Origin of the sequence: Ensifer sp. MJa1, assembly GCF_037026475.1 — a bacterium.
Taxonomy (GTDB): Bacteria; Pseudomonadota; Alphaproteobacteria; order Rhizobiales; family Rhizobiaceae; genus Ensifer.
This window is the reverse complement of sequence record NZ_JAKUMO010000016.1, coordinates 104,175-123,626: the sequence shown is the minus strand read 5'-3', so window position 1 is coordinate 123,626 and position 19,452 is coordinate 104,175. Positions and strand designations below refer to the sequence as shown.

Below are 19,452 nucleotides of genomic sequence, written 5' to 3'. Positions count from 1 at the left end.
AGAATTTCTCCTTGGCCGTGATCGTGAAATCGGACAATAACTGTGGTCAGGGGATACAATGATGCTCGCAACGAACGACCAGGAAATCAGAGCCGCGCTTCATAAAAAGAAGCTTCGCTCTTACAGGAAAGCTGGAGACGCCATCGTCGTCGACGAGCTTGGTCTATCGCACGCCAAGGTGCGGATCGACGTTGCTGTTATATCTGCGGAAGTTCATGGGTTCGAAATCAAAAGCGGCCTGGATACGCTAGATCGACTTCCGGCACAGCTCGAGATCTACACTAAAGGCTTGAGCAGACTGACCCTTGTTTGTGCCGACAAGCACTTATCAAAAGCCGAACTGATCGTTCCGGATTGGTGCGGGATCATCGCAGCAGAAAAAGGGCCCCGCGGTGGTATCGCTTTTGAAACGGCTCGGCGCGCCCGCGTCAATCCCAACGTCGATCCTGTCCAAGTAGCGCACTTGCTCTGGCATTCGGAAGCTGCCGAGTTGCTCGCGGGGTTTGGAGCGTCGCCGCGGGAACTTAAGCGCAGTAGGCTGCAGCTCTATATCGATCTGGCCGCCCAGATGCCAATTAGCGATTTAATCGCAGCTATTCGAAGATTTATGGCGCAGCGCTCGGCGTGGCGAGGTCAGCCAGCACATGCATAATGTGGTGACTGATGCCGTTTTCTTTCCAGCGTGTAAGGTTTGACGGCGTGGCTTGCCACTTTGCACACAGGTCGATGTACTCGTCGCCCGCTGAAAAATGGGCGCCGCGAAACTGGCCGGATTTGAGAATGCTATCACAATGTGTATGCATCTGTGCTGGATCAGCTCTGAAGGCCCCACCCTTCCGGACGTTCCATGTGTCCCCGGCCGTATAGACAAGCTTTCCCGCCGGTTTGAGCAAGCGCATGTCTTGAGCGGTGAATTCTGGATGGACGATCGTATAGTCTCCGAAATTCGGAATTCGCCCAGTCCCGTTAAGTTTGGAGCGCAGCGTTTTGAAGAAGATCCAATCGTGTCTGGGGATGTGCCCGCCCGGTTTGTCGATGGCTAGTATCTGGGGAAAGCCCGTACCGATCACGACCAGCGAACGGTAGGCCGCCAGAGCAGACACACCCTCCATCGCCGCAATCAAGCCATCGGCGAAGTCATCATAGGGTTGGAAGTTCGGTGCCCCTAGATCAATGATGAGGTCTGCCATCTCCGGCATCAAGCCGATCGACGAGAGGAGCGATCCAAGCCGCTGGTCGAAGTTTGGCCTCATGACGTGCTCCAGCCGGGCGCGGATACCCATGCCGAGCTTGTCGATTGCGGCGATCTGTGACGCAATACCATTCACGATTGGAGTGGCGTCTAGCGACGTGACCGGCACTGCTTTGGAGCCGAACTTCCTGATCTCATCAAACACAAACGACATGGGCATCCGCCCATCCTGCATGGTTGTGGTTGCAATGTTCGAATGGACATCAATCCATGCCTGCCTCTTCCCCCACTTTTGCTGATAACGCCGAGGGAAGGTCTGGACCTGCTCCTGAACAGTCTTTTTCGGCCTGCCTTCCTCGAAGTCGTACTCCGGTTCGGGAACAAGGATAAACGGAACGACGAGCTGCTTAGCCGTATCACTGAGACGGAAGAGAGCTTGATATTCACCTTGGCGCCAACGCAATGATGGAACGTACATGGTAGTTGTTAGCTTCATTCCATCATCCCCTCAAACTGGGCTCGAACGGTTCCCGACCCAACCAAATTGGTGAAGAGGCGATAGTCGTTCCTCTCCTTCCTAATTCTGCCGGCAATAATGCTTGCACTTATCCCGAGGGTTTCGGCATCGATAGCGACCGCCTCTTCCGTAAGGGCGAAGCGAGATAGGGCCTTGCGCCAAGCATCCTGGGGAATGAGTCGATCCAAAGAGAATTTGTCCGCGTCCTCCTCGTACTGATCGCCGCGGTGACCGTTCTCTTCATCGAAGAAGTCGAACCGGAGAGAGTTGTGAAGATGCAGGAAAACGTGCCCCAGTTCGTGAAACAGGACGAACCAGAAATTATCGAGGCGATCAAAGCGCAGAGTAAGGGCGACAACAGGATTTCCGAATGGAGCAATCATTGCCGCACCATCGAGATAAGTACCGGGTAGATGACTTTGGATCACCAGACCGATCCCATTTCTCCCAAGCAGATCCTTGGCCCTGCGTGGGCCATCTCTTTCTCTCGTGAGAGCCACCAGCTGGCTTAACCACCGGTCATCCAAACTGAACTCGTCGATCAACCCCGTGTCGAAATCATTTCGCGCCTTCTCTAGGACACGCGCTTGCCATGCCAATAGAGCGTGCTCGTTCGGTGCGTTGCCACTATGCATCTTCTTGCGGTGAAGAGCCGTTGCGAACTGCGGTCCGGCGACGTCATGAAACCAAGTACGAGCAGACGCTCCTAAGTCGCCTCCCTTGATCCACCCGCGTTTTGCCATCTCACGAAGAGGAAATCGGTTCCATTCAACAGAACTCGCATCAGACCAAGCGTAAATCGCGCCTTCCGATCGCTGCTGACTCGCTCCATACGACGCGGAAACACGAACTCCCAAAACACTCGCGACTTCCATGAGGCGCGCTAGGCTGGCGCTCATGTAGTTAGTTGCCTCGTATCGCTGCACCTGCTGCGCTTTCAGACCCAATGCTTCAGCGAGGTCCGTTTGCGATAAGCCTTTTGCGATGCGTGCCTGGATCAGAACCCGAGGCAAGTCCTCGAAGGCGAATTCCTCCGTGAAGCCTGCGGCACCCGACTTAAGGAAATTGTACTCAGCCATCTCTCGCTGTATATCCGCGATCTGACTTTTGAGCGCACTAGACTCGATTTCCTTCAGCCAATCGAGTTTGGCACCGCTAGCCTGAATGGCAGTAGCCGCTTTTTGCAAATTGGTCAGCTGTTCCTTCGATACAGCGTACTGACGATCACTGAATATCATGAGCTAACCTCCGAAGGACTAGCGCATCTGTCATGAGCGAAATCTCGATAATTCCCTTCTTCTCACCCGTGTGTTTCTCCACTTGGAAAAAGTCTAAGAATGTTCTCCCAGACCCGCCTTCTAAGGTACTCGATGGAAAGAACTCACCGCCGAAGCGGGCCTTTTGTGCGGCTCTGCCGTTACTAAAGTCCTTAAACACAGGATCGAGAAGAGTTTCGGTGACGCCGTCTGGAACCCAGCACGCATCGTAATCACCAGGAATGGGTTTCGCAGTGACGAAGCTACCGTCCAGATAGATCGTTGAACATCCAGCTTTTGCCAATGCGACAGCAGCATCGATCAGACCGGCCAGCAGGGCGCGGCGCCGATCATTACATCCGCATACAGCCTCGATCTCCTCAAATGTGGCGTGATGAATGCCGGCTGGCAATACATCCCACGGTGAGCCCGATATCGACGTGAACGCTGGAATCATACTTACAACAATAATGTTGTAAGTATGAAAATGCAAGCTGCTCGCTCGCTTACCGTATAGGGAATGACATCGGAAACGGCCACAGTTTCTTCACAGGTAACCTGCCATCGCGCAGGCATCAAAAGCCAACTCACACTGAAGATGCTATTTTCGAAATTGCGGGATTTGCGGCGTACGTCGAAAGCTGCTCGCCCGCCAGCATGAGAAGATTCGGATGCGAGGTTTGCGAGGAGGTGACATGTTCGCACTTGAAGCGTCAAGCGCTGCGATAAATGAAGCCAATATAAGGGCACGGCAGTGTTTTGCTTGTGGCAGAGCGCCAACGAACGGCGCCGGGGAGCACGTAATACCAAAGTGGCTGCAATCGAAGCTCCGTTTGTTCGATGAACGGCTTACATTGCTAAATAAGACACAAATCCCCTACAGAAACTTAACCGTTCCTTGCTGCGCTGAATGCAACAACGGCTTTCTTTCACGTATCGAGCACGCGGTCGAACCCATATTCAACAGAGGTACTTTGATTGAGGGTGACGAACTTGTTGTTGGTCGATGGCTTTCGAAGATTCTGATCGGAATACTAGTAAAAGAAACCGGCCTTGCAAGCGACCGCATTAACCCACATCGTGGACCGATCGTCGACCCAGCATTCGTTGAAGAATTCCACCATTGCCACTTCGTGATGCAGAGCGCACGAAAGCCGACGTCATTTCGATGCCTGGACAGTGAATTTCCGTTTTCTCTATATCATTATCCGATCCTAGATGATGGTTCGGATACTTTTGATCTGACCACCAATGTTTTTGGGCAATCGATAGCTCTGAGGACTAACACTCTCGGGGTAGTGTATATCAACGATGGAGGGCTCCAGCTCTACGTAGGACCAAAAGGGCCGTTCGGTCTGTCCGGCTCCGCAGTCACCCCCACGCAGTTCGCAGAGTTATCTGCGCGAATTCACTACAAAGCGGCTCTGCGGGACGCGACCCACTCTTATTTAACGGCTGAAGACGATCGGACGCTTCAACTTGAACAGGTGCGCGTAAAATCATTCTCAGGCTTCATTCCAGGCACCGACGAGGTACAAATCTTTAAGGACTGGAATGAAGAGCAATTTAGCTATGCGCTCGAAGCATACACACGAACCCCAAGATCGGAGATCTACGATGCTGAGTCCGGTCAATGTCGAACAACGCTAGGTAATTTGCTGTCTCGCGCAACCGCTTTGGCCGCGACATCTCGAGTTGATTGATTTAGTTTATCGTCGTTTTGTCGACGGGGGCTGAATTGTTCGGAAATGTTGAAGTGCTTGCGCGTGTTGCGTTTATTGGCGCGTTGGCTGGTTGCGTACTTTCTAACAGTGCCGCTCTCGGCGCGACGATCGTTGAGGTGTCTCGACCAGGTTGCGCCATCGCTCTGTCCGGCCCGATCGAAGAAGGCGATCATCAGAAGTTTCTGAAGCTGGCCGAAAAGATTGGCCTGTTTGAACCTTCGGACAGCGGCGAGCCCAGCAACAAGGTCGATGATGCGCTATGCCTAAACAGTCCGGGGGGCAGTTATATTGAGGGTAGGTTGATTTCACAGGAATTGCGCGACCACGGCATACCGACCCGCGTCGAAGCCGCTGCAGACTGCTTCTCTTCCTGCGCCTTCATCTTTATGGCTGGACGCCTTCTCGGTCCCGAATCCGACGCGACTAGTCGCCATCTTCATATTAAGGGCCGTCTCGGGTTCCATGCGCCATACATTGTCCCAGACGAAACAAAGTCCTATTCCGCCTCCGAGGTTAGCGCTCGGGTGGTGCTGACCAGCAAGATCATCGCAGATTTCATTAAATTCGGTTCAGACAGCTCACCTTACAACGGCCGGCCATTTTTTCCCGTGTCTCTGATTGCCGAGTTGCTTTCCGCGTCACCAGAGGAACTGGCCCTTGTCGATACCGTCGAGGACGCGGCGCGCTGGCAAATCGACCTTTACGGAATGAAGTCGGCGGCGGTATGGAACGAAAACCAGATGCGGCAGGCCTGTGCCAACTTTCTCGCTTGGGAATTGGACCGCCAATCCGAAGTCATAAACACGGACTGGCCTTTTCCATTGAGCTACAAGAAAGGGGCTCTCGACAGAGAACCCGTCGTGTGGGCAGTGATTAACACTGGTGGAATGGACGTTCAGGAATGCAGAGTGCAGAAATCCGCAAAGCCTGAAACCGGTTTCACCATTTGCAGCCGTGACGAAGGCAATGGGATTACGCGTGGTTCCTGCGAGGATGGCTGGGGCTTGTGGGTGCCTTGGTATTATGGATTGTCTCCACGTTTGCCGCTTGCGTCCATTCCCGAATGAATGCGACCCAAGTGAGGCGGGCTGTTTGCAAAACGGTCCTCAATGTGGAACGCCAAAAGAAGTCTCTGACGCTTCGCATATCCTTCAGTCTGCTAACAGGAGGTCGACCAGCTCAGCTTCAAACGCCGATAGCCGTGCGCTCACCATTGCGGAGAAGACGTGGGTGGTTTCAGCCTGAATACGAAGGCTAATGATGCCGTCATCTACGATTTTCAAAAGCGCCTCGCGGGCCAGACCGGTCGAAACCATAGCCACTCCAGCTGTGTCTCGAATTGTCTTTATGTGGCTGTCGAGTTTCTGGCGAACCTCAAGTCGGCTTTGCACCAGCCCGATGCGATTTAATGCATAAATGTGGATGGAGGCGGAGGCTCGAGGACACTCGACGCCTTGTTGATTCACGACCGGCAAAACAACGGATACTTCAGCTTGGGGCCAAACGAGGTGCCTTGCCGGGTCGGTTCGTGTCGGGTCGATCAAAGTTGGACTTTCGACTGCGTCCGGATCCGTTTCTGGATCTGCCCATATCGCATCTAAAGTGGGAAAAGCGTCTTGCTTTCCACCCGGTTCTGGATCTCCTGTTGTAGCGAGCGCAGTTTCGAGTTCAAAAAGGGTCATCCCAACTTGAGCCGAGACCTGTCCCCTCCGCCGATTGCAATCGATGCAACTAGGAAGAAGGTTGTTCCAGTCGGCAGCGAGCCACCAGTAGCCACGGTGCCCCTTCCTTTCTTGTATCCCTCCCTTTGGCCGATAATGCTCGACGTCCACCGGCTGTGAACCTTCGTAGCGAGACTCGCAGTAGGCGCACTTTCCGTGAAAGAGCTCGCGAAGCGTCTCCTTGACGTCATCAGCCTTATAAGCTGCAAATGGGTAGGCCCTCTGGTGAGGGGGGAATTCTGCATAGTAGGCCTTAGCTCTGATGTATTCTCGAACGCCAGCACAATCTTCGCTGGAGAGAGACGCAGGAGCCGGAACTGTAGAACGGTCAACGTACCTCATTTCTCCTCCAAAGGTTTACGTAGCGCATTGAGCATGCGCTCAACGACCTCCCTTCGGGAAGCCGAGCGGCCAATCGGGGGGAGATCTCGACGTTCTGAGAGGAAACGACCTAAAGCTTCTTGGACAAGCTGGTCAGCAGCCGAATCTCCGAGCACCAGAGTACGGCGAAGCCCCTGCCCTAGGCGATTGGCTTCAATCTCAGCGCTAACATCACCTGAATCGGCTCTCGAGAGTGCAGCAACATACTCGGTGAGATCCGCCTCAACCTCGGGAGCTGCCGTGCTATTGAGGCCAAAATAGTCCGAGGTCAAAAGCTGCTCGGCCCGCATGCCGGTTATGTCGGGAAGGCCTTCCATTACGAAGATGTTTCGCGCTTCGTCTTTAAACAAAACGACCACCTCTCCGTTCTCCATGCCGCGAAGGCATAACGGATCATGGGTAGTGGCGATGAATGTAACGTGGGGCATTGCGCGGCGCAGGGCAGACATGACCCTCATCTTCCATCGTGGATGGAGATGGGTTTCGACCTCATCGATTAGGACGACGCCACGGGCATTCTCGAGTTCAGGTTGGTCACGCAACAGCTCGCGCATAATGTCGACAGCCATGGCGAATAGGGAGCGGTACCCTTCGCTCAGTCTGCCGACTGGCTCAAGCCGGCCTTGCACTCGCACACATACGCCCATCACCGCGTCGAGGACGAGGTCATCGCTTTCGCGGAGCGCAAGGATTTCACGAAGCCCGCGAGCGACCGCGTTAAATTTCTCTTTCTCATTTACCGCAATTTCCCGTAGCCAAGCGGCCGGGTCCGGAAGGGCAGCTGCCGGACGGAAAAGGCTGCGAACCCGTGCCGATCGGGCATGTGACCAAGGAGCGCCATTCTTTGAGTAGCGACGTGGACCGTATCCAATCACCACGGAACGTGGTTGAGCGTTGCTCTGGAGACGTCGGACAAGTGGATCAACGTTAAGGATCGCCGATTCCTCGCGATCGTGGAAGTTAAGCTTCACGAAAACCGGCTCTGTATCAACGAGTTCAAGACGCTGCTCGCCTTTGCGTCGCAATAGATCCTCTGCGGGGACGAGGCCGAAAGCGTCACGCTCGCCCAGCATCGCCAGAGCGATCGCTTCGAGTACCGAGCTTTTGCCCGCAGCATTTTCGCCTAGAAGCATGAGCGCGCCTGCTGTGCCTTTGTGCCGCCTATGTGACGGTACCTGCAACGTGAGGTCGCTGATGCTCTTAAAATTCTTGATCTCAATTTGGCTAATTGCCGCCGGAGCGGGAGGGCGGGCAAGATGAACCGCCCTGGAGGCGCCAACTCGGTTTTGGGCTGGATGAAATACCTTGTCGGTGTCATCCTCTATTTTTACTATCGCATTATGGAGCGCGCTGGGGTCAAGCCGACGGAGATCTTTCATCAGGGCTTCCGCAGAAGGACCGGATATGTGCCACCGCGGACGCGTGCCGGTGGCGGCCTCCAGAATGGAACCCAGATACTGAACTGCAGCTCCCGCGAATGCTGCGTCAGGAGAGATAAAACTCTCGATGGGTTTATACTCGGCGTCAATCTGCAGGATCATTGCAAGTCGCTGAACAACCTCTTGGCGGTCAATGCACAGGTACTTCCGATTGAGACCAAGGATGTTGATTGTTTCATAACCCTTTTCTGTGAGCGCCACGTAACGACCATCGTAGCAAATGCGCAAATGGCTCCGCGGATCATCGTAACAAGGATCTACTAATCTTAGTTGTTCGGATATACGAGCCTCTGCGACTGTCGAGAACGGGGGAGCCGGCAACCCGGTCACCGGCAAAGCACCTCCTTTTTGCCTGTCGCACTCGATACAGGCCAGATACAGATTTTCCCAGTCGTACGCGAGCCATGGATAGAGTGACTTGGGTCGGAAATGATCAATCGATTCGGCCGACCGACGTTCGCAGTAAGCGCATTTGCCAAAGAAGAGGTCCACCAACGAATCACGAACTTCGGACCGATGAATGATTGCCTCGTCATATGGGCTGCGCCGTTGCGCCCTTTCGTCTTCCGAGCGCTTTAAAAACTGGTGAACGCTGTCGAGCGCTGCTTTGGTGCGATCGGATACGAGCGTTTCTGGAACCGGCGTCCGATTTCGATCTATATAGCGCATACTCACTCCACGTCTTTGGCTAAGGAGACTGCAACGCTGAGTCGCGCACCCCGTCCGATTGTAAATATACGCAGCAGGTCAGATTGGCGATCAAGAGCAGATCGTTCACTTTCCCTTCCGCAAGCTCCCTGTCGCCGGTGAGATCGATCCCCGAAGGCGGATCCGGTGCCTAGGCGCGTCGTGCCCACACTCGCACCGCCCTGTTGATGAGCTACCTCAAAGGGAGCGTTTCTGACTGCGAAAAAGTTAGCTGCGGATCACTGATTGGCAGCTCGATTTGGCTCAAAAATTGGAATTTGCGTGTCTTAATGACGCGGCCCGTCAAACTACTGCGAGCTTCACTGCGGTTCCAGTAACGACAACAAGCAGCATGCCGTACTTGCCGCCGCCTGCCAGTTCCTGAAAATCGAGATCTATTCCTACGACCGCATCAGCGCCAAGATTGCGTGCTTCGACTGTTAGCTCATCGAATGCTGCCTTGCGGCTGTCGGCGAAAACCTTTTGCTGAGCCTTTGCCCGTCCGCCGACGAGATCGCGGACCTCCGTGAAGATGTCCTTGAAGATGTTTTGGCCGAACGCGACTTGAGCCGAGACAATGCCGAGGCATTCTGTGATCTCTCGACCGGGCACCATTGGTGTGGTCGCCATGACGATTGGCGCCGGAGCGGGATGTTCGGACTTTAGGCGCTTTTCTTCCTGGATCTGGCAGTTGCGGCAAAGTCGCGTTTCTGGATCATATTCATGATGATCGCAGCGGAATTCACATAGCCTGCAATAGGGCACTTTGTATCTCTCCTGTCGCTCTCGGCGTCGATCCAGGCCTCTTCGCAACCGCTATCGTTTCGGCATCAAAGATCGGCGCGATCTCTCAATCGGCTGCAAGCACCCCACTGCGCCTGACCTCAAGTTTGGTCAATAGACAAGAAGTCCATTACTTTTGTGATGTCGATGTTGCTCAATGATCCCCAACTGGTGTCGACAAACGAGAGCTTGGCTGACGCAAGTTCGTCCCTGATAATAGTGATTTCCTTGGACGGCGACTGCCCACGTTTCGTATATTGTTCAATGACGCGATCAATGTTCTGGACGAACTCCCCCGCGAGCTCTAGGTCAACGCGAGAGACCTCTCTGCCCAGAAAACAGTAAGCCCGAAGAGCTTCCTCACCGTTCTTAGATTGAACGGCCTTATCAATCGCTGCTTGGTATTTTTCCATCCCTTCGGTGACATTGCCTGCTCTGAATGCGACTAACCCACTTGTCGCTAAAAGTGACGGTGTTAGTGCCGGTGAGCTTGCAATTGCCTTGTCCAAAGCGAGACGCGCCGCATCGACGTCTCCCTGATATGCTCGCAATACGGCCAGATTGTTCAATAGAGACGAATTCGCGGGATTTGCTACAAGCGCGGCCTCGGCAAGGGCCACTCCGCGTGCGATGGACGTCGCCGCAATAGACGCAACAAATGATCCGAATATAGCGGGACGAGTGCTAAATCGCTCAATATCGTGCCATGCCTCACTCTCGGCTAGGGCGTCTGACCAGGCGCCGTTATGGTAGGCTGATCTGGCAGAAGCTTCATGAGAGAGCGACAGGTCCGTCAAAAACTCTTCAGGTTGGAACACATGGGAATGAGTGCCCACCCAAGCGATCTGGGCGATAGCGTTTTCAGTGGGGCTGATCGCACTTTTACGGAGTAGGCGTAGCGCCAGCTTCCGTGATCCTCCATCGATTTCTAGGGTGCCCATCTGAGCAGCTAACTCTGAGACGTCTCGGTCTGTGAAGCGACCGTCCCTCAATAGCGCCTTGGCGCGTTTCCAACCCCTAGGGGATTTTCCATGGGCAGCCTCGGTTGCGAGTAGGGCTGCATTTAGCCATGGGTCGTCGAGCGTACGTCCGGATTTCGACAACACAGATATCGCGCGGTCGGGCTGGTTTGCGTGAACAAAAAACCTTGCGGCTGACCTGAGGACATAACGATCATCGGGTGAGAGAATTAGTGCACGTTCGATGAGGGCTTCGCTGGGTTTGAGCTGCCCCAAGTTCGCATGTAGGAGCGCCGTTTCAGTAAGACGAAGAGCGTCTCGCGGATTCAGGCGAAGCAGTCTCTTGCGTTTCGCGATCTCCAGGCGCATCCCCGCTTCGCTGATTGGCAGCGCGGAAAGGCTCGGGACAAGCGCACCGTTTATGAAGCGCTGCGCGAACTTCTTAACTGACTCGTTTGAAACATCACTGCGCAGCAGGCTTTTCGCGGCTTCCAGAACAACTCCATCATTCCACGTGTTCGCCACTAGGGCCAAAGACACAAGCTCTTCGGCGTCATACCAGTCGCGCGTTTCGAGCCAAACAGTCTTCCGCTTTTCAAACTCGTTCTCCAGAAACGTATGAGCGTTCCTCAGCAAGTCCGCTTGAATCGGAACTTTCACTGCAGACGCAAACGACGTGAACTCGCCTGTTGCTATCGAGCCCTTGATCGACAGCCAGCGTGGTATCGTATGGCGTGATGCCAATTCGTCATCTGGGGTGATCATATTGCTGTATCTTGCCGAAAGAGTACTTCAGCCTTCTTTGCGAGTTTGTCAAACAAAGACACGTACCGGACAAGTGAGAACTGGTTACCGGAAGTGACTCTGTCAAGCGGGTGGCCGCGAAGCGTAGGGTTAGGATTGCATAGTTCCGAAGCGGCTTTGATTAGCTCTTCATGGAAGGGTCCCGGAAGGTTACCCTCCAACTCTGCTAACATGTCCGTAAAGCATGCCTGCAGCATTGGGAGTGCCATCTCGTAGTCACCTCTCCAAGTTCCCCGAACGCTGAGTGGCCTCTGTGCCACATCCAATCGAGTTAGGAGCTGCTGCGTGCACCCGAAGCCGGTGGCAAAGAAGAAAATCATGCTTCCAAGGAGGTAGAGGTCACAGCCGAGCCGGCGTCGCGCAAAATCTGGATCGATGTGGCCGTACAAGATCTCCGGTGGCGCATATCCCCAATCTCCGGAAAAAGTTAGGTCATCATGGGGACCCGCTGTCCCATCGCACACAGAGCGCCCTAGATCAGCGACACGGAAGTCCTCCTTCTGTCCGAAACTCAGGACGTTGGAGGGTTTTAAATCCTGATGGGCAATTCGTCGCGAATGAAGCTGACTGATACCTACTGCGGTGTGGTGCATGGCCCGAAGCCACCATGCCAAGCGGCCCGCGGAGTTGACCTTTTGAATGCGTCGTCTGACGTCCCCATCAGCCAGCTCGAATATAAGGTAGGGAGCAGCATCTTGAAGGTTCGGGCCGACCGAGACTTGGCCGCTTTCCAGTGCGACTACGACGCGATCCATGTGACCGCCTTGGCAGATCTGGAGCAAACGCGCCTCAAAATTATGAGCTGAAGTAATGTCGTGAAGCGCTTTCAGGACGTTTACTGCTCCCATCGCGGACGAAAGATCTATTGCCTTTAAGAAAGCGCGCTTTCCTTCCTTCTCGGCTATATATGCAACAGAGAAGTGGCCGCCTGTGCCATTGTAATGATCTGTCTTTTGACCATTTACTGGGTCCCAGCCCACCGGTTCGACTATCTCCCAGCCGCTCTCCAATCTTACGCCCAGGAGTCTCCAGGCGCCGGCAAGCATTTCAAGTCCCATGACCTCTCCCTCATCCCCAGAAAATGCAACCCTAGTTTTATATGGGAAGGTGCTCTTCCGCCAGACGGGCAGGAGGCGGGAATGCGTACAATTCACAGGCGTTGTTTAGTACGGTAAGCCGGCGAAAGGCGTGGTCAGCAGTTCTATTCTATTCAAGGTGCTAGATGGTCACTGCGGTCGGTCGTCACTCGAGTCCGACGACTTTTGCAGGTGCGAACGTTTGAAAGCTCTTCACTCCGGAAATCATGCCGGACTTGAAGAGAGGTGTGCCGACGGCGCCTTTCATCCAACACTCCCGCTTTTTCTTGATGTAAGTAAAGGCAACACACCGGTCATTGTCGATGCAGGCCAGTCGGCACTGAAGTGGCGTCGCGTTCGTGATCGACGCGCGAACGCCGAGGTCGCCTCCAGGCAGATCGACATCCTCGAACAGCGCCTTCTTGGGATCGATTGTGCCCATGCTAAATGGCGTTGGGTCTGGATCTGCGCTCGCGAGGAATTTCCCAGAGATAGCGACCGAATTTCCATCCGCGCGACCTTCGTTTGCTTTCAGAAAGCAATTCGGTCCGCGCACAATCTTCGGATTGGCATTGAAGGTGAACGCTTTACAGGTGCCATTCATTTGCAGGCAGGTTGAAGCACATTCAACGACGTCGACCGTCCTCTTCGAGGCGAGGTCATCGCCAAACAGGTCAAGGCCAGTGTAGACGGCGATCCGCGTCGGCTTACGAGCGAATTCTTCAATTGCCGACAGCTTGTCACTCTGACCGGGATCGATAGGCGATGGGTTAGTCGCGGCCACTTGTTGGTTGTTTGGTTCAGGAGTGGGGACTGCGGTTGAGTTTGCCGTCGAGGGTGGTGCGCCCTCGAGACCGACGGCCGGGGTTGTGGAGACCGGCTCGTTCGAGGCCGACGCGGCGCCCTTGCGGTTGAGCTTATAGCGACCGATTTCTTCGCTCGAGAACACATGCATCTGCGACGGAGGCGTCTTGAACATCGTTGTCATGACTTCCGCCGGCGTATCAAAACGAGCGAGCATGTCGATAATGTCGGAAATCGACAGCTGTGCGTTTACCAGGTCGTTCGTTTCACTGGAGATCTGGTGGACGCCAAGCTCACCGTCTACCTGGCGCTCGACACCCGCCATAAAAATAAAGGCGCAGGCCGAATAGCAACCTTTCCCTTTCGGGATAAAGGTGGAGAGGCGCCTCTCATGCACGTCGTCAGCAATCAGCAGTGCCATCTGGACAGCGCCGCCGACGCTGTCGAGCACCAGCAATCTGGCTTTCTGAGAAGCATGCAGCGCCCGCCTGAAATTCAAGGCGGAATAGAGGTCGATCTCGCCCGCGAGGGTGATGACGCTGGGGTCGCTCTCCTCGAATGAGAAGGGACCAAATTTCTTTGTGGCAGCGAGCGCTGGATCACCCACAAGCGAAAGGGCCAGGCAGAATGCCCATATGCGAATGAGGCCGAACGGAAAACTCGGCAAGATTGATACTCCCACGCTCTGTTGATATTCAGAGAACATTGATCAAATTGAAGTTGCAACACAAAAAAGCCGCAACGGTTAACAGAGCGACAGGTCAAGGATCTCGATCGCAGAGTTCCGTGCGTGTTTGAACGATAATGCGGATATCGGTCACGAGCCCGGCTACTATTTCGTGGGCTTGCCGTCTTCCAGAAAGCGTTAAATGATACAACCCAGGGGCGGGGAAGTATCATGCGACGATTTCTTGTTGGCGGGGGCGTAGCTGCAACATTGATCTATTGGCTCGGCACGAATAGCGGCGAGCGAGCGGCGGTCAATGAAACGCGGCTGCCTTCAGCAAGAATTGTCGTGCAAGAACAGAAACCTGGGGCGGCAGGCGGCACCCAAGTCTTCGCGTCTGCGCCTCAGCGAGACAAGTCCTCTGCAACGGTTCAAAGCGCCGACACGGAAGTGATCGCCACGGTTTTCGTGCGCGGCAAGCGTGTCGCCTTACGAGAGGGACCGGGGAAAAAATTCCCGATCCTCGATCGCTACGATGCAGGTCGGCCGGTCCGCTTACTATCTGTCGACGGCGAATGGTCGTATGTCCAAGACGATCTCACACGGCGGGAGGGGTGGATCGCATCACATCTCCTGAGTTCCGACACACCTCGATCGGAGCCAAAGCGCGACAACTCTGCATCCGGAGAGTCCTCCCGTGAAGAGCCAGGCAAAGTCCCGCGCATTTCCGATTCCGTGATCGTGCAGCGCATCATCGCTGAGTCGATCTCCGATTATAGTGGCTCGTGCCCATGCCCGGAGAGTCGCGACCGCGCTGGGCGGCGTTGCGGGCGCAGGAGCGCGTATTCAAAGCCGGGAGGTGCTGCTCCAATCTGCTATCCCAGCGACGTCTCAAGTGCGATGATCGATGCGTTTCGCTCGCGACTGTAGGCTCTGCTATGGACGGCGCTCCGGGGGCCGCCAGCACTCGACGTTCACCGAGGGCCACCGGAGTTCATGATCGATCGAACGCGGAAGTCCAGTGCGGTCAGCGCCTAAACTGCGAAGAAGACGTTAAGCCGCGGCAGCTGCGACTTCAACGAAGGGCTTGTTCATTTGATGTTCCCGCTTTGTGCGTCTAGGATCGCATAATGTATCGACTGGCACTTGCCAGCTTCCCCGGTTCTCGCCGCTCTTTTTGGTGACTGAGTGTTGGTCGTTAGCGCTCAGTATGGTGGTATGGTGGGCCCGGCAGGACTCGAACCTGCAACCAATCGGTTATGAGCCGACGGCTCTCGACGGCCATATTGCCTCATCGCTCCAGTGGGACAGGCAGCTTCACGGGAAAGATTGCGCCGCCGCGCCGCCGCAGTTCGGCTCATATCGCAACTTGCCGTCGTGAGCCTCGAGGATCGTGCGGCTCTCGTGGAATCGGGAATGATTGTAATGCTCGACGAAGGCCGCGATCTGGGCTTGGAGGTCCTCCTGGAAGCAGTGGTTTTCGAGTAGGATGCGGTTCTTGAGTGTCTGGTGCCAGCGTTCGATCTTGCCCTCTTGTTAAGTCGCTCCTTCAACTGCATCTAACCCGAAGTGCAGGCGGCTGCGCTGGTCTACGAGCGACTGGCCCGCGGCGAGCTGGTGGAGCCGTTCGGCAAGGCCGGCCGCCTGGGCGGCCCGTTAAGCTAGTGGCTCATCGTCGGGTCGAACGCGGCACACCGGCCCGAGGGGCGGCCGGTCGCGAAAATTTTTTGGCGCCGCTGTCGATCGGGCGCCCCGCCGCGCATCACCCTGTTAGGAACGCGCACGGTGCGCGGGCCGCCCAAGGAGAACCCCATGCAATACATGCTCATCTTCAACGAGACCACCGCCGAAACCGGCCGCCGCGACGACCCGGCGGCCGCGCCTGCCTACTGGGGCGCGTGGAATGCCTACGTCGGCGCCATGTGGGACAGTGGCATCGTCGTCAGCGGGAACGGACTGCAGTCGCCGCGCACCGCCACCCACGTGCGCGTGGAAGGCGGCAAGCGCCAGGTGCAGGACGGCCCCTTCGCCGACACCCACGAGCACCTGGGCGGCTACTTCATCGTCGAGACGGCCAGCCTCGACGACGCGCTGGAATGGGCCGCGCGGGCGCCTTGCGCATCGGCCGGCAGCGTCGAGGTGCGGCCGGTGCTGCCGCCGCCGACGAACGCGCCGGCATGAGCGACGGTGTAGCGGCGGCGGTCGAGTGCGTCGCTCGTGAGAGCTATGGCCGCCTCGTGGCGCGCCTGGCCTGGCAATGGCGCGACCTAGCCGCGGCCGAGGATGCGCTGGCCGACGCTTTTGCCGCCGCGCTGCGCCACTGGCCCGAGCAGGGCGTGCCGAACGCGCCCGAGGCCTGGCTGGCCGCGGCGGCCCAGCGCCGCCTGCTGCACCACGCCCGCCACGTCCGGCTGACGCTTGACCCGCGCGTCACCGCCCTGCTCGACGAAGCCGAACCCGAGGCGCCCGAGCGCCAAGCCGTGCCCGACGCACGGCTTCAGCTGATGTTCGTATGCGCGCATCCTGCCATCGCGGCCAACGTCCACGCGCCGCTGATGCTGCAGGCCGTGCTTGGGCTGGACGCCAAGGTCGTCGCCAGCGCCTTCCTCGTCTCGCCGGCGGCGATGGCCCAGCGCCTGGTGCGCGCCAAGGCGAGGATCCGCGAAGCCGGGCTGCGTTTCGAGACGCCGGAAGCCCGCGAGCTGCCGGCGCGCCTGGCCGCCGTGCTAGAGGCCATCTACGCCGCCTACACCCTGGGCCGGCACGCGCTGGACAGCCCCGCTGACGACCTGCGCAAGGAAGCCCTCTTCCTGGCCCGCCTCGCCGCGCAGCTGCTGCCGAGGCAGGCCGAGGCCTGGGGGCTGCTGGCCCTCCTGCTGCATGCCGAGTCGCGACGCGCCGCGCAGTTTGATGCCGAGGGCCGCTTTGTGCCCCTGCCGGCGCAGGACCCGGCCGGCTGGCGGGACGATCTCATCCGCGAGGCCGAGGCGGCGCTGTGGACCGCCGCCAGGCTGCGCCAGCCCGGGCCGTTCCAGATCGAGGCGGCCATCCAGTCGGCCCATGCACAGCGCCGCGCCACCGGACAGACACCCTGGCGCGCCATCTCACAGCTGTACGGCGTGCTGGTGCAGCACCACGCCAACCTCGGCGCGCGCGTCGGCCAGGCCGTGGCCCAGGCCGAGGCCGGCGAGCCGGCGGCCGCGGTGGCGCTGCTGGACGCACTGCCTCTTGAGGCCACCGGCTACGCGCCCTACTGGGTGGCGCGCGCCCATGTGCTCGGCTTGGCCGGCGCGCCCGGCCGGCAGGCCGCGCTGCAGCGCGCCATCGGCCTGACCGACGACCCGCGGCTGCGCGATTTCCTGGTCGCTCAGCTGGGCTGAAGCGCCTGCGCGATCGCGGAGCGGGTGAGAAGGGCCTGTCGCGAATTTTTGGGCTTAACTGTATGTTGATCATTTGCGTGCCGCTCCTAAGTTGGAGCGAGCCATGCTTTTGAATGCCATTGCCGAGAAGCTGAAGCGCCGAAGCGCCAATCGAAGGACGATTTCAAACGCAGGCATTTCGAGGCGTGGCTGATCTCACAGGCCGTCGCCTGGTGCTTGCGCTACCCACTCAGCTACCGTGACTCGGAAGAGATGTTTCGCGTACGGGGCTTCGAGGTCGAACATGCACGGTCAACCGCTGGGTTCTCGCCTATGCGCCGTTGATCGAGAAGCGGCTGTCAATGCCGCTCGAATTTTCCCCAAAAAGGGGCCAATTCTTCGATTCACTTGACACTTGCGACCTGGATAGACCGCCAAGCCCTTCCCAGAAGAACCAATCGACCGAAACGCCCAAGTTGTCGGCTATCGCCTGAAGCCGGCTCGACCCAACCCGATTTATGCCTTTGTCGTATTTATGAACCTGTTGGAAGCTTACACCCAGCCTCTCCGCGAGTGTCATCTGGCTCACGCCCATGATTGCGCGCTTAAGTGGAGGGGGCTGCCAAGTCGACAGATTACGTTGCGGGACATTCGCGCGGATCAGCCATGATCCGCTCTTGGGGGCTTTTGGCCACTCAAAGTTCCATTATTCCTCCGCGTCAACCTAGAACCGCTCTCCCGCAAGTGCGGCAAACGCCCACCTCGCCAATCACTAACCCGTAGCTTTGTCTCTGCCCACAAGACGTTCGAAATACTGAACGGACCACCTTAAGTGGAGAACCTTTCCTTCATTAGCCTCGCTGCCAACGTGTATCCACCGGCCGCCCCGTCGATGAAGTGAATATGACCTGGTGAATGGAGGTCCGGAGCGTAACAAGTCATCAAGGCCGAAGTTCTGCTCGTGCAATCCATATCGACAGATCCCATGCATAACGGCATCCTCCAATAGACTTAAGGCTGGCGACGACCGGCTCTGACAAATCTAATGTCATTTTCAAGCCGTCATCGAATTTTCGGAAATCGCAGTTGCGCGAGATTTCGACACGATAAGCCCTTGAGTTGAAACTTCCGAGGGACAGATTCAGGCGGTCTAAAACGATGACCAATATTGTCTGCAACAAGATGAACGTGGATGCCAAATTGCGATTTTGGCGCGCCGCACTTTCGTAAGCGATGCCCTTTGTGATCATGGTAACCGGCGGGCCGTCCGCCGGAAGCGGATGCGCCTCTTGGTCCTCGCTCGCGACAAGACGTATCACCTGCGCTACAAGGTCAGAGAAATCTTGAGACTGGTGCCCTTCGACCGGTGTGACGATCAGGGAGACGATCGAACCTTTACGGGCTCTCACCGGGTCCCAGCGACAGGACAGACCCGTTAGATCCGGTTTCGATCCAGCGAGCGTTCCACCAAGGTTAAATCGTCCGGCCTTCATCTGCGCCTCCGCCCAAGTCGTGCCTCCGCCGCTGAACATGGCGTACGTCACCGCCTCGCTTGGTCGGTAGAGACAGACACGGACGTCGAAGCCTGCCCTCCGGACGGCTATAATTGGAATGAGCGCAACCCTGAGGTCTAAGCGCAATGCCTCTTCGGTCCATGTGCGAAGTTCTGACAGTACCTGTCGAGCGGTGGTGGCATACCTACCTGGAAGGGCGGCGATAGCGCCGTCTCCACCGAAGGCATACGGCATGACCGTGTAGCTACAATGGTTCGAGAGCGCACAGACTACGCCTGCACCTGCCATGTTAACTGCCTTGTAGCGACCTTCTTCAATCGCGGACGTGGAATTGACGACGTCTGCAAGCGCCAAAATCCAATCGTCTGGAAGGGGATGGTAGTTGGACATATCCGCTACATCCGCGAAGGATGATACGGTCGGGATCGTTAAAGGTAATAACGCTCCGCTCATGTCTACTGGAACCTTAACAAAAAGAACAAAAGCGCAGCCGACTGAGGACCGGCTAATGGGTCGTTCGACTACATGCGCAATATATACGCATCATCTTGGAAATTAGTTTCGAAGCG

18 protein-coding genes and 2 pseudogenes are annotated in these 19,452 nt (G+C 56.6%); 7 read left to right on the top strand and 13 right to left on the bottom strand.

Going from position 1 to position 19,452, the window contains the following annotated elements; all coding sequences use genetic code 11:
- The first annotated feature begins 61 nt into the window (after positions 1–61).
- Positions 62–652, top strand: coding sequence for a sce7726 family protein (locus MKZ91_RS20920; protein WP_336172961.1), 591 nt, complete (start codon positions 62–64; stop codon positions 650–652).
- On the opposite strand, the gene MKZ91_RS20915 is transcribed toward MKZ91_RS20920, so the two are convergent.
- From MKZ91_RS20915 to MKZ91_RS20905, 3 genes are read right to left on the bottom strand one after another with little or no spacing between them, the layout of a single operon-like run.
- A complete protein-coding gene (locus tag MKZ91_RS20915) occupies positions 606–1,688 on the bottom strand; it encodes a beta family protein (RefSeq protein ID WP_336172960.1) in 1,083 nt (360 codons plus the stop codon). The genes MKZ91_RS20920 and MKZ91_RS20915 overlap by 47 nt on opposite strands.
- Complete coding sequence (locus MKZ91_RS20910; RefSeq protein WP_336172959.1) at positions 1,685–2,947, bottom strand: helix-turn-helix domain-containing protein; 1,263 nt, start codon at positions 2,945–2,947, stop codon at positions 1,685–1,687. Before MKZ91_RS20910 ends, MKZ91_RS20915 begins: the two co-directional genes overlap by 4 nt.
- Entirely contained in the window at positions 2,934–3,458 is a 525-nt protein-coding gene (locus tag MKZ91_RS20905; RefSeq protein WP_336172958.1) for a DUF6932 family protein, read from the bottom strand. The genes MKZ91_RS20910 and MKZ91_RS20905 overlap by 14 nt, the downstream gene beginning before the upstream one ends.
- Before the next feature lie 202 nt (positions 3,459–3,660).
- On the opposite strand from MKZ91_RS20905, the gene MKZ91_RS20900 reads away from it, so the two are divergent.
- Complete coding sequence (locus MKZ91_RS20900) at positions 3,661–4,668, top strand: hypothetical protein (RefSeq protein WP_336172957.1); 1,008 nt, start codon at positions 3,661–3,663, stop codon at positions 4,666–4,668.
- A gap of 35 nt (positions 4,669–4,703) precedes the next feature.
- Complete coding sequence (locus MKZ91_RS20895; protein WP_336172956.1) at positions 4,704–5,756, top strand: hypothetical protein; 1,053 nt, start codon at positions 4,704–4,706, stop codon at positions 5,754–5,756.
- A gap of 84 nt (positions 5,757–5,840) precedes the next feature.
- On the opposite strand, the gene MKZ91_RS20890 is transcribed toward MKZ91_RS20895, so the two are convergent.
- The 6 genes from MKZ91_RS20890 to MKZ91_RS20865 form a co-directional block, all read right to left on the bottom strand.
- On the bottom strand, positions 5,841–6,371 hold the full coding sequence (locus MKZ91_RS20890) for a hypothetical protein (protein WP_336172955.1): 531 nt from the start codon (positions 6,369–6,371) through the stop codon (positions 5,841–5,843).
- 377 nt (positions 6,372–6,748) lie between these two features.
- Positions 6,749–8,899: a retron system putative HNH endonuclease gene (locus MKZ91_RS20885; protein WP_336172954.1), complete on the bottom strand. Its 2,151-nt coding sequence runs from the start codon at positions 8,897–8,899 to the stop codon at positions 6,749–6,751.
- A gap of 321 nt (positions 8,900–9,220) precedes the next feature.
- Positions 9,221–9,682, bottom strand: coding sequence for a YbjQ family protein (locus tag MKZ91_RS20880; protein WP_336172953.1), 462 nt, complete (start codon positions 9,680–9,682; stop codon positions 9,221–9,223).
- 119 nt (positions 9,683–9,801) lie between these two features.
- The gene (locus tag MKZ91_RS20875; RefSeq protein ID WP_336172952.1) at positions 9,802–11,424 is read right to left on the bottom strand and encodes a hypothetical protein; all 1,623 of its coding nucleotides are present in this window, start codon (positions 11,422–11,424) and stop codon (positions 9,802–9,804) included.
- The gene (locus MKZ91_RS20870; protein ID WP_336172951.1) at positions 11,421–12,521 is read right to left on the bottom strand and encodes a protein kinase domain-containing protein; all 1,101 of its coding nucleotides are present in this window, start codon (positions 12,519–12,521) and stop codon (positions 11,421–11,423) included. The genes MKZ91_RS20875 and MKZ91_RS20870 overlap by 4 nt, the downstream gene beginning before the upstream one ends.
- A 184-nt stretch (positions 12,522–12,705) precedes the next feature.
- The gene (locus tag MKZ91_RS20865) at positions 12,706–14,010 is read right to left on the bottom strand and encodes a PAN domain-containing protein (RefSeq protein WP_336172950.1); all 1,305 of its coding nucleotides are present in this window, start codon (positions 14,008–14,010) and stop codon (positions 12,706–12,708) included.
- Positions 14,011–14,241: 231 nt separating this feature from the next.
- Here MKZ91_RS20865 and MKZ91_RS20860 point away from each other — a divergent pair, with 231 nt between their 5' ends.
- Complete coding sequence (locus MKZ91_RS20860) at positions 14,242–14,940, top strand: SH3 domain-containing protein (RefSeq protein WP_336172949.1); 699 nt, start codon at positions 14,242–14,244, stop codon at positions 14,938–14,940.
- Positions 14,941–15,408: 468 nt separating this feature from the next.
- Here the strand turns inward: MKZ91_RS20860 and MKZ91_RS20855 are convergent.
- Positions 15,409–15,543, bottom strand: a pseudogene (locus tag MKZ91_RS20855) (integrase core domain-containing protein); the annotation flags it as partial.
- 279 nt (positions 15,544–15,822) lie between these two features.
- Here MKZ91_RS20855 and MKZ91_RS20850 point away from each other — a divergent pair.
- The 3 genes and pseudogenes from MKZ91_RS20850 to MKZ91_RS20840 form a co-directional block, all read left to right on the top strand.
- Positions 15,823–16,191, top strand: a complete 369-nt coding sequence (locus MKZ91_RS20850; protein ID WP_336172948.1) for a YciI family protein — start codon at positions 15,823–15,825, stop codon at positions 16,189–16,191.
- Positions 16,188–17,390 (top strand): RNA polymerase sigma factor, encoded by a 1,203-nt coding sequence (locus MKZ91_RS20845; protein ID WP_336172947.1) that lies wholly within the window; start codon positions 16,188–16,190, stop codon positions 17,388–17,390. The genes MKZ91_RS20850 and MKZ91_RS20845 overlap by 4 nt, the downstream gene beginning before the upstream one ends.
- Positions 17,391–17,493: 103 nt before the next feature.
- Positions 17,494–17,728, top strand: a pseudogene (locus MKZ91_RS20840) (IS6 family transposase); the annotation flags it as partial.
- Here the strand turns inward: MKZ91_RS20840 and MKZ91_RS20835 are convergent.
- The 3 genes from MKZ91_RS20835 to MKZ91_RS20825 form a co-directional block, all read right to left on the bottom strand.
- Positions 17,701–17,964 carry a helix-turn-helix domain-containing protein gene (locus MKZ91_RS20835; RefSeq protein WP_336172946.1) on the bottom strand — a complete coding sequence of 88 codons (264 nt, stop codon included), beginning with the start codon at positions 17,962–17,964 and terminating at the stop codon, positions 17,701–17,703. The pseudogene MKZ91_RS20840 and the gene MKZ91_RS20835 sit on opposite strands and share 28 nt — an antisense overlap.
- A 233-nt stretch (positions 17,965–18,197) precedes the next feature.
- Positions 18,198–18,311, bottom strand: a complete 114-nt coding sequence (locus tag MKZ91_RS20830) for a DUF3095 family protein (protein ID WP_336172992.1) — start codon at positions 18,309–18,311, stop codon at positions 18,198–18,200.
- A complete protein-coding gene (locus MKZ91_RS20825) occupies positions 18,311–19,336 on the bottom strand; it encodes a DUF3095 family protein (protein WP_336172945.1) in 1,026 nt (341 codons plus the stop codon). The genes MKZ91_RS20830 and MKZ91_RS20825 overlap by 1 nt, the downstream gene beginning before the upstream one ends.
- Positions 19,337–19,452 lie beyond the last annotated feature (116 nt).

Bases quoted from the DNA above. Each gene is read 5' to 3' on its own strand.
- MKZ91_RS20920 (WP_336172961.1), top strand. From the start codon at position 62: ATGCTCGCAACGAACGACCAGGAAATCAGAGCCGCGCTTCATAAAAAG.
- MKZ91_RS20915 (WP_336172960.1), bottom strand. From the start codon at position 1,688: ATGAAGCTAACAACTACCATGTACGTTCCATCATTGCGTTGGCGCCAA.
- MKZ91_RS20910 (WP_336172959.1), bottom strand. From the start codon at position 2,947: ATGATATTCAGTGATCGTCAGTACGCTGTATCGAAGGAACAGCTGACC.
- MKZ91_RS20900 (WP_336172957.1), top strand. From the start codon at position 3,661: ATGTTCGCACTTGAAGCGTCAAGCGCTGCGATAAATGAAGCCAATATA.
- MKZ91_RS20890 (WP_336172955.1), bottom strand. From the start codon at position 6,371: ATGACCCTTTTTGAACTCGAAACTGCGCTCGCTACAACAGGAGATCCA.
- MKZ91_RS20885 (WP_336172954.1), bottom strand. From the start codon at position 8,899: ATGCGCTATATAGATCGAAATCGGACGCCGGTTCCAGAAACGCTCGTA.
- MKZ91_RS20875 (WP_336172952.1), bottom strand. From the start codon at position 11,424: ATGATCACCCCAGATGACGAATTGGCATCACGCCATACGATACCACGC.
- MKZ91_RS20870 (WP_336172951.1), bottom strand. From the start codon at position 12,521: ATGGGACTTGAAATGCTTGCCGGCGCCTGGAGACTCCTGGGCGTAAGA.
- MKZ91_RS20860 (WP_336172949.1), top strand. From the start codon at position 14,242: ATGCGACGATTTCTTGTTGGCGGGGGCGTAGCTGCAACATTGATCTAT.
- MKZ91_RS20850 (WP_336172948.1), top strand. From the start codon at position 15,823: ATGCAATACATGCTCATCTTCAACGAGACCACCGCCGAAACCGGCCGC.
- MKZ91_RS20845 (WP_336172947.1), top strand. From the start codon at position 16,188: ATGAGCGACGGTGTAGCGGCGGCGGTCGAGTGCGTCGCTCGTGAGAGC.
- MKZ91_RS20835 (WP_336172946.1), bottom strand. From the start codon at position 17,964: ATGGGCGTGAGCCAGATGACACTCGCGGAGAGGCTGGGTGTAAGCTTC.
- MKZ91_RS20830 (WP_336172992.1), bottom strand. From the start codon at position 18,311: ATGACTTGTTACGCTCCGGACCTCCATTCACCAGGTCATATTCACTTC.
- MKZ91_RS20825 (WP_336172945.1), bottom strand. From the start codon at position 19,336: ATGAGCGGAGCGTTATTACCTTTAACGATCCCGACCGTATCATCCTTC.